General features: G+C 38.0%; 12 protein-coding genes. 10 read left to right on the forward strand and 2 right to left on the reverse strand.

The window, feature by feature from the left end:
- The 3 genes from QMD82_08030 to gyrB all read left to right on the forward strand — a co-directional run.
- Positions 1 to 344 (forward strand): hypothetical protein (locus QMD82_08030; GenBank protein MDI6851863.1); only part of this gene is annotated, 344 nt, incomplete at its 5' end.
- Positions 341 to 628, forward strand: a complete 288-nt coding sequence (locus QMD82_08035) for a hypothetical protein (GenBank protein ID MDI6851864.1) — start codon at positions 341 to 343, stop codon at positions 626 to 628. The genes QMD82_08030 and QMD82_08035, both read left to right, overlap by 4 nt.
- Complete coding sequence (gene gyrB / locus QMD82_08040; GenBank protein ID MDI6851865.1) at positions 629 to 2,551, forward strand: DNA topoisomerase (ATP-hydrolyzing) subunit B; 1,923 nt, start codon at positions 629 to 631, stop codon at positions 2,549 to 2,551. It abuts the gene before it with no gap.
- A gap of 80 nt (positions 2,552 to 2,631) precedes the next feature.
- On the opposite strand, the gene QMD82_08045 is transcribed toward gyrB, so the two are convergent.
- Positions 2,632 to 4,278: a hypothetical protein gene (locus QMD82_08045; GenBank protein ID MDI6851866.1), complete on the reverse strand. Its 1,647-nt coding sequence runs from the start codon at positions 4,276 to 4,278 to the stop codon at positions 2,632 to 2,634.
- 175 nt (positions 4,279 to 4,453) lie between these two features.
- Here QMD82_08045 and QMD82_08050 point away from each other — a divergent pair, with 175 nt between their 5' ends.
- From QMD82_08050 to QMD82_08060, 3 genes are read left to right on the forward strand one after another with little or no spacing between them, the layout of a single operon-like run.
- On the forward strand, positions 4,454 to 5,245 hold the full coding sequence (locus QMD82_08050; protein ID MDI6851867.1) for a phospholipase D-like domain-containing protein: 792 nt from the start codon (positions 4,454 to 4,456) through the stop codon (positions 5,243 to 5,245).
- A gap of 11 nt (positions 5,246 to 5,256) precedes the next feature.
- On the forward strand, positions 5,257 to 6,621 hold the full coding sequence (locus QMD82_08055) for a TldD/PmbA family protein (protein MDI6851868.1): 1,365 nt from the start codon (positions 5,257 to 5,259) through the stop codon (positions 6,619 to 6,621).
- Positions 6,622 to 7,935 carry a TldD/PmbA family protein gene (locus QMD82_08060; GenBank protein MDI6851869.1) on the forward strand — a complete coding sequence of 438 codons (1,314 nt, stop codon included), beginning with the start codon at positions 6,622 to 6,624 and terminating at the stop codon, positions 7,933 to 7,935.
- A 46-nt stretch (positions 7,936 to 7,981) separates the two neighbouring features.
- On the opposite strand, the gene QMD82_08065 is transcribed toward QMD82_08060, so the two are convergent.
- A complete protein-coding gene (locus tag QMD82_08065; protein ID MDI6851870.1) occupies positions 7,982 to 8,158 on the reverse strand; it encodes a hypothetical protein in 177 nt (58 codons plus the stop codon).
- Between QMD82_08065 and QMD82_08070 the strand changes: the two genes are divergently transcribed.
- The 4 genes from QMD82_08070 to QMD82_08085 all read left to right on the forward strand — a co-directional run.
- On the forward strand, positions 8,151 to 8,414 hold the full coding sequence (locus QMD82_08070) for a hypothetical protein (GenBank protein MDI6851871.1): 264 nt from the start codon (positions 8,151 to 8,153) through the stop codon (positions 8,412 to 8,414). The genes QMD82_08065 and QMD82_08070 overlap by 8 nt on opposite strands.
- A gap of 1 nt (position 8,415) precedes the next feature.
- On the forward strand, positions 8,416 to 9,504 hold the full coding sequence (gene alr / locus QMD82_08075) for an alanine racemase (protein ID MDI6851872.1): 1,089 nt from the start codon (positions 8,416 to 8,418) through the stop codon (positions 9,502 to 9,504).
- Positions 9,501 to 10,889, forward strand: coding sequence for a replicative DNA helicase (gene dnaB / locus QMD82_08080; GenBank protein MDI6851873.1), 1,389 nt, complete (start codon positions 9,501 to 9,503; stop codon positions 10,887 to 10,889). The genes alr and dnaB overlap by 4 nt, the downstream gene beginning before the upstream one ends.
- Before the next feature lie 3 nt (positions 10,890 to 10,892).
- Positions 10,893 to 13,449 (forward strand): hypothetical protein (locus QMD82_08085; protein MDI6851874.1); only part of this gene is annotated, 2,557 nt, incomplete at its 3' end.

Consider the following 13,449-nt stretch of genomic DNA (forward strand, 5'->3'; position numbering starts at 1 on the left):
CAGCAGATGAAGGAATCTCCTTCGACAGCTTTATAAAAGAAGAGTTGGAAAGAGGATATTCTTTCAACGGCCCGCACAGGGATTCTATAGAATTTCTAATAGATGGAAAACCTGCAAAAATTTATGCCTCTGAAGGAGAAAAACGCTTGATAATTCTGGCATTTTACTTTACCTTTTTAAATATTTACAATCCTAACTCTATGGTGATACTGGATGAACCCTTTAGTGTGTTGGACAAAAGAGGAGTTGAGCTGGTCTTATCTCATTTAAACACGCAATCTTTCATCAGCGCACCCTATTTTGATTTGAAACTCTCAAAAATTTTTAAGGTTATAGAACTATGAAAAACTTAGACGATTCTATAAAAAAAATTCTGGAAAATCTTGGAATAGAAAGAAGTGTTAGTCTTGCAGAAAAGGCCAGAAAGTTACGCGAGTATTTGATAAAAACTTATGGCGAGGAAAGTGTCGGAAAAGTTAAAACTGTTAAAGGGAAAATTTACATAGAAATCAAAAGTCCAGCCCTACGAAATGAGCTTTTTATGAGGAGGGCTGAGCTTTTATCACTAATTAACGCAGTAGAACTACAAAATAACCCAGAAAATATCGTCATTGTTGGGAGGTTATAAATGGACGAAAAACTCTTTGAGCAAGAGCAAAATAATTACACTGCGAGAGAGATTAAGGTTCTAAAAGGGTTAGAAGGTGTCAGAGCACGCCCTGCAATGTACATTGGAGATACCTCCAAGCAGGGGTTACACCACCTTGTTTATGAAATAGTGGACAACGCCATAGATGAGGCTCTTGCAGGTTTTTGCACAGAAATAAATGTAAAAATTAGAAAAGACGGAACGATTACTGTAAAAGACAACGGTAGGGGAATCCCAGTTGATATACACCCTGAAGAAAAAATTCCTGCAGTAGAAATTGTTTTCACTTACCTCCATGCTGGCGGAAAGTTTGGTTCAAAGGCCTATCAAATTTCCGGTGGTTTACATGGTGTAGGTGCATCGGTGGTTAATGCACTTTCCGAATATCTTGAGGCTAAGATCTATAGAGATGGAAAAATTTATCACATTGCTTTTTCAAGAGGGAAAAAGATTAAAAACCTTGAAATTATAGGTGAAACAGAGGAACATGGAACCGAAGTCACCTTTAAACCGGATATTGAAATCTTCAAGAACATTAATTTTGATTTTGAAACTTTAAACGAAAGACTCAAAGAACTTGCCTACCTTGTAAAAGGAGTTAAAATATCTATAGAAGATGAGAGAAACGGCAAATACAATGAATATCAATTTGAAGGTGGATTAAAGGAATTTCTTGTGGAACTTGACGAAGGTAATTACGTCATAAATGAAAAGCCCTTCTATTTTGACAGAAAATTTGAGAATGAAAGGGTCGAAGTTGAAGTTGCCCTCCAATATAACAAAGGTTATGAAGAAAACCTGATTTCTTTTGTAAACACAATCAATACTACGGAACACGGAACCCACGTCACAGGTCTCAGACAGGGGCTTACCAGGGCTCTTAACGACTTTGCAAAGAAAAACAATTTAATTAAAGAGAACCAAGCATTTCAAGGTGAAGATTTAAGGGAAGGGCTCACTTGCATAATCCATGTGAAATTACCCGACCCACAGTTTGAAGGTCAAACCAAAACCAAACTGGGCAACACATACATCTCGGGCATTGTCGCTTCAGCAGTTTACGAAGAATTTACCAGATACCTGGAGGAGAACCCCAGCGATGCAAAAGCAATCATCGTTAAGTGTCTTGAAAATCAGAGGGCAAGGGAAGCTGCAAGAAGAGCAAAGGAAATTGAGAGAAGGAAATCTTCATGGGATTCAAATGGTCTCGCTGGGAAATTGGCAGATTGCACGACAAAGGATAGATCAAGGGCCGAACTATTCATAGTTGAGGGTGAATCAGCAGGTGGTTCCGCCAAACAAGGTCGCAATAGGGAATTTCAGGCCATCCTTCCTCTCAGAGGCAAGACTCTGAACATTGAAAAGGCACCCTTTGAAAAGGTAATTGAAAATGAACAGATTAAAATATTAATGCAGGCTATAGGTGCTGGAATTAAAGACAATTGCGTACCCGAAAGTTCCCGTTATTCGAAGATCATAATCATGACTGATGCTGATGTAGACGGGTCTCACATTAGAACCCTACTCTTAACCTTCTTTTACAGATACATGAAACCCCTAATTGAGCACGGGTACATTTATATTGCGCAACCTCCCTTGTACAAACTGAAGGCGAAGAAGGAGGAAAAATATGCCTATACAGAAGAAGAAAAAGAAGAATTTATTAGAATACATGGAGTGGAGAATGTTACCATTCAGAGATACAAGGGGCTTGGTGAAATGAACCCTGAACAGCTTTGGGAAACTACCATGGATCCGGCAAAAAGAGTTTTGAAGAAGGTAACTCTGGAAGATGCGGCTCAGGCCAGTAGACTTATAAGCATACTCATGGGACCCAAGGTAGAACCACGGAGGAACTACATAATAGAACACGCTACACTTGTCACGAACCTTGATATATAGTGCTTATAAAGTAAATTTACCTTAAAGAGCTTACACCTTAAAAGATAGTCGCTTAGTAAGTTTTAAAGCCAATACAAAACTTAGAATCTAATAGTTACTCCAAAATTTGCGAAATCAAATTTACTTAGCCTATTTCTAAAGTAGGCATCAACAGTTATATTTTTGCTAAGTTCTACACTCAAACCGTAAGTTAAAAAGACATTTGAACTTTCAGAACTGGAAGAAGCTCTTTGCCTGACTTGAGAGATCGGTGTTATTATAACATTGGTTGAGGAGTCACCTCTTATGATGGAATCAACCCTCTCGCCCAACGGGATAATTTTTAACTCTTCAGCAACTATTTCATGGGTAAAATTAAATAAACTACCAAACCATAGTGTTAAACCCTTTAAGTTAAATGGATTAACTTCAACCGCGACAGGGAATTGAATTGCATATTCCTTACCTTCGGTTATTCTTTGGCCAACTTTATTTTGTATCACAAACCTCTCATAGTCATCGGGATCACTGGATAGGGTATCACCGTCCAAATATCTTACATAAAGGGAATCCACAGAACGGTAAGAAAGATTCAAATAACAGTATCGATAGAAACCATTGATTCCAAATGCAATCCTGGTGGAAGAATTTAGTTCAAAAACTTCCGTGTAATATGCCTTAAAGTAATTCTCCGTTTTTCCTTTGTAAGACGTAAAATTCTCCTCATTGTAGCTTAAGCTATCATATTTTGCAATGAAAGTGTCGATCACCGTGTTGTAGTTACCCAAGTAGCCCATTTCAATCTTTGTAATGTTATCTACCGCTTTTCTCTCTCTTAGAACAAAAATCCCAGCCTCTCTAAAACTTTTTAGACCTTTGGGAAGGTAGTAGTCAAGATTCAAAGAATATCCCTTCCCTAAGAAAGAGATCCCTTCATCTACCCTACTCTGGTCGTATAAAACATGGGTTTCTTCTCGAGTAGTATCAGTATCAACGGTCCAAGAAAAGTACCCACCAATAGTCGTCTGCTGTTCTGAAGTCTTGTATCCCAGTAGCAAGCTTATAAAAGATGAATCATCTATTATAACTCCACCACCAATGCGAACAAAGCTTTGATTATCCACATCTTTCCTCACATAATCCCCGGATCCTGTCTTCTGCATTATAAAGCGGTTGTCTGGATAGGTAGCTTCTATCATTGAATAATTAAAATAGCCAAAATTTTTCAAAGTATCACCCGGATTCTGATATTCCTTATTGAATTGAGACTTCAGAAAAGATGCTGATACAAACCAGTTCTCGTGAACAAACTGAAAACCAACGACGGCCGCGAGGTTGAAAATAGTGGAATCTCCATTGACTTCAAACTTTACTACTCTTGCCCTATCATAGGAACCATTAAAGTCAGTATCCTCATACTGCAACGTATCCTTCCTGAAATATCCCTTAGTGCCAAAAATATTACTCAAAGGATACTTTTCACCACCAATCTTAACAAGCCCACCTTCCATAAGCGGTTCACTTTTAAAATTTCCGCCAAAAATAAAGAGTTTACCTTTACTGAAAAAATTGCTAAAATTGGAAAAAAGATGCGAATTCCTCATCAAGAATAGGTAAGATGGATTCTGAATTAATTCCTGTGGTCCTTTCAATAGGAAACTGGTCGCAAAATAACGGCCAGAGTAAAAATCTGAGATTTCCGATGTGGGATTGAACTGTGATACTAACATAATTAAAAGTAATAACATCCTTACCTCCTTTGGGAAAATTATAAATTTGCACTCTCAAACTTCAAAGAAAATCCATCAATTTTTCTTAAACATTGAGTATTCCTCTATCTTTGTGCCAAGACCTCTTAACTTCAAAAATCACTGCCACAAAATTTTATTCTTAGATTCAAATCTGCACCTTTAAAATAAAATCATGCTTAGAAGATTCTTTTTTGTGCTCATCACTCTCCAGATAAGCGTCGCAAGAGAATACACCGATGAAAGTGCAAAAGTAAAAACGGTTTTCGATTCCTCTTACTACACCGTTGTTTCAAATCTAATCGATAACGCTCAAAGGGAAATTTTAATTTGCATGTTTCAGTTTTCCTACTATTCTGATAAACCTGAAAGTTTTTCAAACATGTTAGTCTCGAAGCTAATAGAGAAATCCAGAAAAGGGGTGAAGATAAAAATTCTCCTTGAGGGAGGAGAATCTTTCCTTGGCAAAGGATTCTATGAATCGGTAAAAGAGATAAAAGGAATTTTAAAACAACCAAACATTGAAATAAAAACTGACAAAAACCAGAAAACTACTCACGCCAAATTCGTCATAGTGGATTCCAAATATGTTCTTTTAGGTTCCACCAACTGGACTTATTATGGTCTTCAAGAAAACAATGAAAGCAATGTCTTGATAGAGAGCGAAAAGGTCGCAAAAGAATTCAAAAAATACTTTGAAAAGTTGTGGGAAGAATCAGAGGTTAGCGCTCCATCCTATATAGAAACCAAGAAATCCATTTTCTACGGTGTAGTAAAAAGTGTTGAAAAGAAAGTCTCTAAGAAAGGCAAACCTTATACCATCATTTATTTGAAAGATGGTATGAAAGTTTTTATCACGGGTCATTACGACCTTATGCCCGGCGTGAAGATAAAAATTGAAGGAAAATTAACAACTTTTCGTGGCAAAGAAGAAATCAGGGCTTATAGAATCGAAATTATGAAATAAAGGAGTTAAAAATGCTTGAAAAACTTAAGGAAGTGCTGGGAAAGGTGTCAAGCGGGTATGCAGATATCCGCTACGAAATATGGAAGGTAACCGATATAAACATGGTGAACGGGCGCATCGAAAGCTCCACCACAAATGTAATCTCCGGCGGTTCTGTGAGATTTTTCAACAAAGGTACCTTCGGATTTGCTACATTCACGAGGCCTGAAGACGCAGAAAAAGCCTTGGCCAGTGCAGAAAAATTGTCAAAGTTGATTAACATAGATAAAGAAGTAGAACTTTACCCCGATAAACCCAAAAAGGACAAAGCGGTTCCATCCATCACCCTTCATCCAGAAACTATTCCTTTTGACGAAAAAGTAGAACTGGTTAAGAAATATCACAGTATTTTCGAGGGTAACGAAAAATTTTCATCAATATCGGTCCTTTATCGAGAAGAACTACTAACAAGATATTACGTGAATACCGAAGGGACTGAAATTATTGAGGAGAGGCCATATTGTGGAGTCGCTGCAAGTGTTGTTGGTAAAGAAGGTAATATTCTCCAGAGAGCCCATAGAAGCTTTGGAGACCTCAGGGGCTATGAAACGGTTTTAAATAAAGAGAAGGATTTTGAAGACATCAAAAAAGATGTGCTGGACCTCCTGAAAGCCGACAAAGTTGAAGGTGGTGTATACACAGTAATTCTTGATCCACAAATAGCTGGAGTCTTCATACATGAAGCTTTTGGTCACCTCTCAGAAGCGGACCACGTTTACGGGAACGAAAAATTGAAACAGATTATGACTCTCGGAAAAACCATGGCTTCAGAAATCCTATCCGTCGTCGACGATGGCTCCATGGTTGGTGAGAGAGGCTACATAGCTTACGATGACGATGGAGTCAAATCAAAGAAAACCTACCTTATAAAGAACGGAAAGCTTGTAGGGAGGCTCCATTCACGATACACAGCAGCTCTAATGAATGAAGAACCTACAGGGAATTCAAGGGCTATCAGATTTAACTATATACCTCTTGTCAGAATGACCAACACCTATATAGAAAATGGAGATAAAAGTTTTGAAGAACTCCTCGAAGGAATTGATAAAGGTCTATATGTGGTCGGTGCTTTAGGTGGGCAGACAGAACTTGAAATGTTTACCTTCTCTGCAGCGAAAGCTTATAAAATTGAAAAAGGGAAGATTACCGAACCCGTGAGAGATGTTGTACTTTCGGGAAATCTTTTTGAGACCTTGAAAAACATTGACGCAATTGGAAACGATCTGAAAATTTTCGGAGGACTTGGAGGATGCGGTAAGGGAGGCCAAATGCCCCTTCCCGTTTCCGATGGTGCTCCTCACATTCGCATCAGAAACGTCGTAATAGGAGGAAAATAAATGGAAAAAATAATTAAGGAAGCAAAAAATAGAAATTTAAGATACGAAGTCTTTTCCTCAAAAGTTGAAACGAAGAGCATAAACTTTGAACAGAGTCAGCTCAAAGACATTTCTCATAAGATAGTAGAGGGTGTTGGGGTTAGAATCTTAAAGGATGGCCGTGTAGGCTTCAGTAATTCAAACCAGATAGATAACGTAGAGGTTCTTGACTACGCCATTAACTCAGCCAAATATGCGAAAGAAGTAAAGTACGACTTTCCCGAAATTGAAGAGGTAAAATTTGAATATGGAAACTTTCAAAGCGAAATTAATTTTGAATCCATTTTCGGTGATGTAAAAGATATAATAAACTACCTGGAAGAGAAATATCATGGGAAGGTTGACTTCCATCTGGTGGAAATGAACAGTGAAAATTACCTTACCAACTACAAAACCGACAGAATAGCCTATTCCAGGGTTAAATACTTCGACTTCTCACTATCCCTCTTTACAATAACCGAGGCAGGGTTCATCTTCACAGGTAAATGGGGATGGTCGAAGAGCAAATTTTCAAGAGAAGAGCTGTGGAATGCAACTAAAGAAATGGAAAAAACCCTAACAGGACACGAAAGAATTGCAAAAATAAAATCCGGGAAATATAGAGTAATCTTTTCACCCTTTGTTGTCGGATCTACCCTTGCGCTCTCCATCGGTTCAGGGGTAAACGGTCTCAGCCTGGCACGCAAAATGTCACCTCTTCAAAACAAGCTTAACGAAAAAATCCTCCATGAAAGTATCACAATTTTAGACGACCCAGAAATCGATATGCCTGGAAGTTGCGTCATCGACGACGAAGGCATAAAGGCTGAGAAAAGGCCAATAGTTGAACACGGCGTTTTGAAAAATTTTGTACTTAACTTGGATACATCAGCGGATCTTAATATGAAACCTACAGGCAATGGAAAAAGGGGAGGCTATGCATCACTTCCCGCTCCAGATTTTCACAATCTAATCATGAAAGAAGGAAACAGCCCACTGGATAGAATGGTAAAGAGCATTGATAAAGGCATCCTTTTCCTCTTCCCTATAGGTGCAGGCCAATCCAACATTATGATGGGAGACTACTCGGTAAACGTAGGACTTGGGTATTACATAGAAAACGGAGAAATCGTTGGCAGGGTGAAAGACACAATGATTTCCGGCAACATTTATGAAGATTTTCAAAGGGTAATTGAGATATCCAGTGATTTTGAAGATATTCCTAGCATGAGAGGCAAAGGCTTCGCAAGATTCCCTTATGTTTTACTTGACGGAATTTCCGTAACTACCAAATGAACTTGCTTTTAATTCTATTAAGTTTTTCTGCCTTCAATTTGAAAGGTTATTTAGCTGTTGGGATACCAACCGGAGAATCAAGAACTTTGATTAAGAGTGGTGGAACCGTAGGAGTTGAATCTTCTTTGTTGGAATGGCGATTAGTATCAGCCGGTGCTTCTTTTGAGGCTTCTTCTTTTTTACTATTAGGCTCCGGAAACTCCGAAATTAAATTAATGAGCATTGCCCCTGCTATTTTCGTGACACCCCCCCTTCCAGGTGATGCTCTGCACTTAAAAGGTAAAATAAATTTAACTCACTTCCAGATTCACAACCCTGCTTATACGAAAACTATTTATACAACAGGTCTAAGCCTCGGGTCTGACATCAAGATCACAGATAAGCCTCTAAAAATTTATCTCACGGTGCAATACTCAAACTATCAAGGAACAAAAAAGAATTTCGCTTTTTACAACTTGGGGTTTGGATTGAGGCTTTGATATGTCATTAAACTGGATAGAAATATCAAAAGATGCATTAATTCACAACGTAAATTTAATCAAAGAAAAAGCTAAAGGGAAAAGAATATTGGCGGTCATAAAATCAAACGCTTATGGTCATGGTTTAATCCAAGTGGCTCAAATCATAAAAGACCACGTAGATGCCTTCATAGTAGGAGACTTTGAAGAAGCAATGGAACTTTATGACTATCTGAAAGATGCTAAGATTATTATCTCCCTTCCTTCTCTAAGCGAGAAAGAGTTATTTGAAACATCCAAACTTGATTTCCATATCTTTGTCGGAAACCTACAATACCTCAACTGGTTACACTCCATTAAATTGGCCCAACCCATTAAGGTTCACCTTGAAATTAACACAGGAATGAATCGTTCAGGCCTATCACCTGAGGAGCTTTTGAAAGCTCTGGAGATAATATATAACTCCAAAAGCTTAAGACTAAAAGGACTTTTCTCCCACTACGCAACGCTCCCTGAAAACACGAAATTCGCAAAAATCCAAGCGGAAAAATTTAAATCCATAGTTGAAAAAATTCCACAAAGAGAAAATCTTTTAATTCACATGGAGAACACCTCGGGAATTCTAAAGCTTCTTCTTGACTTCACAAATAGTGTAAGACCTGGAATCTCTCTATATGGTCTTGTAAGTAGCGAAACAAAAAACTATAATTTCAAGCCGGTTCTGAGTCTATACTCAACTATCATTGACATTCTGAAAATTAAAAAGGGCGAAGGAGTTAGTTACGACCATCTTTTCAAAGCAAAAAGAGACATGTTTGTCGCGACTATTCCTTTTGGCTACGGCAATGGCTATATGTGGAACTTAAAAGGTAAAGCCGAAATCATCGTCAAAGGTAAAAGGGTTCCCGTAATTGGAAAAATTTGTATGAACCACATTATTTTTGATGCTTCAGAGGTAATAGATTATATTAAAATTGGAGACAAAGTTACACTTATAGGACAGGATGGTCAAGAACAAATAACCGTTGAGGAATTGGCGAAAAAAAGTGGAACAATCAACTATGAAATTGTTACAAAGCTTTCATCTAAAATAAAGAGAATTATAGTATGACGGACCGCAGAAAAAGAGACCAAAAGAAGGTTAACGAGAATCTGGCTCAGGAACTCCCCTTTGCCCGCGAAGTGGAAATGTCTGTTCTTGGCGCAATGCTTTTGAGTGAAGAGGCTCTTTATAAGGGTCTTGAAACCTTAAAAGAAGATGATTTTTACCTTGACGCTCACAAAAAGATTTTCAACACCATTTCCGAAATCTTTGAAACAAAGAAAACGGTAGACCCACTTACATTAGTAGAAGAATTGAAGAAAAAAGGGTTTTTAGATGAAATTGGTGGGCCAGAATACATAATGGCCATTGCTGAAAGTGTTATCTCTCCTGCCTTAATTGACAACCACTGCAAAATTCTTCTTGAAAAATCCATCTACAGAAAAATCATAGAAAATACCACGGAAATTTTGAAACAAGCTTACACGGGGGCACTCCCTGCTGAAGAACTGCTGGATCACGCAGAGCAGCAGATCCTAAGCGTTAGAGAAAGGGAAATTCGGAAAGGATTCGTTTCAATGGAAACCCTTGTAAGTGAAAATGTAAAGTTAATAGAAAAAATAAGGGCTACTGGATCAAACATTACGGGACTCCCCACAGGATTTCAGGATCTTGACGAACTTACAACGGGTTTCCACAACGGAGACCTGATAATAATAGCCTCAAGACCTTCCCAGGGTAAGACAAGCCTTGCGTTAAACATAATGCGTTACCTCAGTGTAGATAACAGCATCCCTACTGCTATGTTTAGCCTTGAGATGCCTGTTGACCAGATAGGGTTAAGGCTACTCTGTATGCAATCACGAGTTGATATTTCAAAGCTGAGAAAAGGTATAATACGGGAAGAAGATTTTGAAAAAATAACTATTGCTGCAGGGCAATTAAAAAAAGCCCCAATCTTCGTAGACGATACGCCTTCAATACCAATCTTAGAATTACGAGCTAAAGCAAGAAGAATAAAAAGAGAACACGATATAAAGGCAATCTTTGTGGACTACCTCCAACTTATCAAGGGTCCCGAAAATGCAGAGAACAGACAGCAGGAAATCTCTGCCATCTCAAGGTCCTTAAAGGCGCTGGCAAAAGAATTACAAATACCCGTCGTAGCTCTTTCCCAGCTTTCACGAGCTATTGAACAGCGTTCGGATAAAAGGCCACAGTTATCTGACCTTAGAGAGTCCGGTGCCATTGAACAGGATGCTGACCTTGTTATATTCTTACACAAACCAAAGCTCGAAGACGAAATCAACTTTTCAGGGCCTCCACCAGAAGAAGACATAGTTGATGTAATTGTTGGAAAACACAGAAATGGGCCGGTAGGCGAGATTAAACTCACCTTCATCAAAGAGTATACCCGTTTTGAAAATTACGCACCACAAGGCTTAGAGTTCTAATGGATGCTTAAAAAGTTAATTCCACTTTATATAACTTACTCGGTTAAAATCCTCTTTAAAATTCTCCTCCTATTTGCGAGCCTTGTTTTGATTCTCTTAGCGATGAAACCCTTCCCTACTCTCTATACCATCATCAAAGTAATCTTTGCAGGCTTTTTCGCGCTCTCTGTTAAAAGTCAAATTCAAAGGCTAAATTTTAAAACCTTCCTATGGATAATAGAAAACGCCAATCCTGAGTTAGAGGAGTCCCTAATTTCTTATTACGAGCTTAAAAAAAGCAAAACACCCTATTTAAAACTCCTCAAAGACAGGCTAAGGGAGAAACTTCAGAAAAAACCCAGAATACCGATAAGCCTTTTACCCGAACCAAAACTTTTCTTATATTCAATGATGTTTGTCTTTTTAGCATTCACCCTTTTCCCTTCCATCTATTCAGGACTTAGAGAAGTTCCACAAGGAGAAATTATTCCTAACTACGTTATTGCTTTCAAAGACACAACAATTACTTTCAGGACCGAGAAAAAGGTCAAATTTTATCTTTTAAAGGAAAATTCAAAACCACAATTTGTTGCTAAGGATTCCACAGTTCAAATCAGATTTCAATCTGTAGGAAAATACAAGGTTTTTGGAAAGTTTTCTGGTTTTACCACATCGCCTTCTATCGTAAGGATTTTAGAAAAACCGCAAATTGACTCTTTCAAGGTTTACATCCAAAGGGCAAATTATACAAATCCGCTGTGGCTTGCTGTTACTAAAAAAACACCTGTCAGAATAAAGATTTTTTCGAGCCCAGCCTACATGATTAATATATACGCAAACTCCGAATTCATAAAATCAGGCAAGGAGTCCTTTGATTTTACCCTCGTCCCCTCGACAGATATTGACATAACCGCAGAAATTGAGTACAAAACCTTAAGAAGCAAAGTTCATTTAACCACTTTATCCATCGTTCCAAATCTCCCACCAAAAATTGAAATCCTTGAGCCTCAAGCCCTTTTCTCCTATGTCCCGGAAGACATGAGGGTGAAAATAAAGGCGCGTATCTTTGACGAAGATGGCATTGAAGTTTCTTACTTGCACTATATTTTGAGGGGTGGCATAAAGAGGATAAAGACTCTCGCTGAAAATAAGATAGAAAAACTCCTTAACTACGAAATAGATCTGCAGAAAACAATGCTGCCAGGTGATGAACTTAGGTTTTACATAATTGCCCAGGACAGAACAGGACTTATTGACTCATCTCAGATTTACACCGTTGTTTTTCCAACCCTTGAAGAGATCTACAAAGAAGAAATATCCAAAATGGAAAAAATGGCCTCCGAATTCGAAAAAAGCGCGGAAAATTTCACAAAGCTTAAAAGCCAGATCTCCGACATCATTGATTCATTTAAAATACAGACAATAAAAGGGGAAAACACCATAGAGACAGAGAGGATTTTGCAAGATTTGAAGTCAGCCATTCAGCAATTCTCAAAAATTCAGGAAGCTGTTGAAAATCTTCAAAACATATCCCTTTCTCCTGAACTCTTACAAAAACTTCAAAAAGTGGGCGAAGAACTTTATTCAATCTTGCAAAAAGATTTACCAGAACTACTCAAAAAATTTGAGTCTTTAACAGATTCAACTAGAAGATTTGACAAAAAAACAGCTGAAGAACTCAGTAAAAAAAGCGAGGAAATTCTGGAAAGGTTAGACTACCTTGAGCAACTTTTAGAATTGGCTAAAAAAGAGCTGACAATAAAAGACGCTACGGAAAAAATCCAGAAATTGCTTGAAAAGAGGGAAAGCTTGCAAGAATTGGCAAAGAGTGGAAACCTAAAGGAGATAAAAAACCTTGAAGAAGAATTCAAAGCCGAAATAGAGGAGAATTTTAAAAAAATTCGGGAAAATTTGAAAGAACTAATTTCAGAAGAGGAATGGGATGAAAATTTTAGTAAAATCCAGAAACTCCAAGAGCAAATTTTAAAAGCTATCTCAGGCAATAATAGAAGCCTAACTCTGAAATCTCAAGAAGCTCAAAGGGAAGAGCTCAAAGGGATGCTTTCACATATGAAAAACCTTAAACAGTCTGCTATTGAACAGCAAATCTCCAAACTTATAGAGATGATCGGAAGCCTCCGAAGGAAATTGTTGATTACCTCATTAGAACTGGAAGACAACCTGAATAACGAAAATTTTCTTCCTTATGTTATGAGATCACTGCAAAGATGTCGAGAAGAATTGAAAAAAATGGGCATTCTTATCCTTATAACCTCTTCTCGTGTCCCCAAATTACTCGACATTGCAATGGATTCCCTCTACATAAAGCCTTCGGTGTCCTTAAACTACTTAAATTATGCTATTTTTGACCTCTTCAGAATGGATGCAGCGGCCAAATCCACTTCTCAAGGCGGCGGCATAGAAGCAATGAAAATGCTGGAAAATCTCATGAAAGAACAAGCCTCCATGATAAGGCGGTCAGGTGAGATGATGCAAATTCCCATACCTATTTCACAGAATTTCACATCCTCAATGCTGGAAAAAATTTCTGAAATGAAAAGCCAGATGATTTCACTTTACA

The organism is bacterium (genome assembly GCA_030019025.1).
Taxonomy (GTDB): domain Bacteria; phylum Hydrothermota; class Hydrothermia; order UBA1063; family UBA1063; genus UBA1063.

Excerpts from the sequence above, each read along its gene's own strand:
- QMD82_08035 (MDI6851864.1), top strand. The coding sequence starts at position 341 with ATGAAAAACTTAGACGATTCTATAAAAAAAATTCTGGAAAATCTTGGA.
- gyrB (MDI6851865.1), top strand. The coding sequence starts at position 629 with ATGGACGAAAAACTCTTTGAGCAAGAGCAAAATAATTACACTGCGAGA.
- QMD82_08045 (MDI6851866.1), bottom strand. The coding sequence starts at position 4,278 with ATGTTATTACTTTTAATTATGTTAGTATCACAGTTCAATCCCACATCG.
- QMD82_08050 (MDI6851867.1), top strand. The coding sequence starts at position 4,454 with ATGCTTAGAAGATTCTTTTTTGTGCTCATCACTCTCCAGATAAGCGTC.
- QMD82_08055 (MDI6851868.1), top strand. The coding sequence starts at position 5,257 with ATGCTTGAAAAACTTAAGGAAGTGCTGGGAAAGGTGTCAAGCGGGTAT.
- QMD82_08060 (MDI6851869.1), top strand. The coding sequence starts at position 6,622 with ATGGAAAAAATAATTAAGGAAGCAAAAAATAGAAATTTAAGATACGAA.
- QMD82_08070 (MDI6851871.1), top strand. The coding sequence starts at position 8,151 with ATGAGCATTGCCCCTGCTATTTTCGTGACACCCCCCCTTCCAGGTGAT.
- QMD82_08065 (MDI6851870.1), bottom strand. The coding sequence starts at position 8,158 with ATGCTCATTAATTTAATTTCGGAGTTTCCGGAGCCTAATAGTAAAAAA.
- alr (MDI6851872.1), top strand. The coding sequence starts at position 8,416 with ATGTCATTAAACTGGATAGAAATATCAAAAGATGCATTAATTCACAAC.
- dnaB (MDI6851873.1), top strand. The coding sequence starts at position 9,501 with ATGACGGACCGCAGAAAAAGAGACCAAAAGAAGGTTAACGAGAATCTG.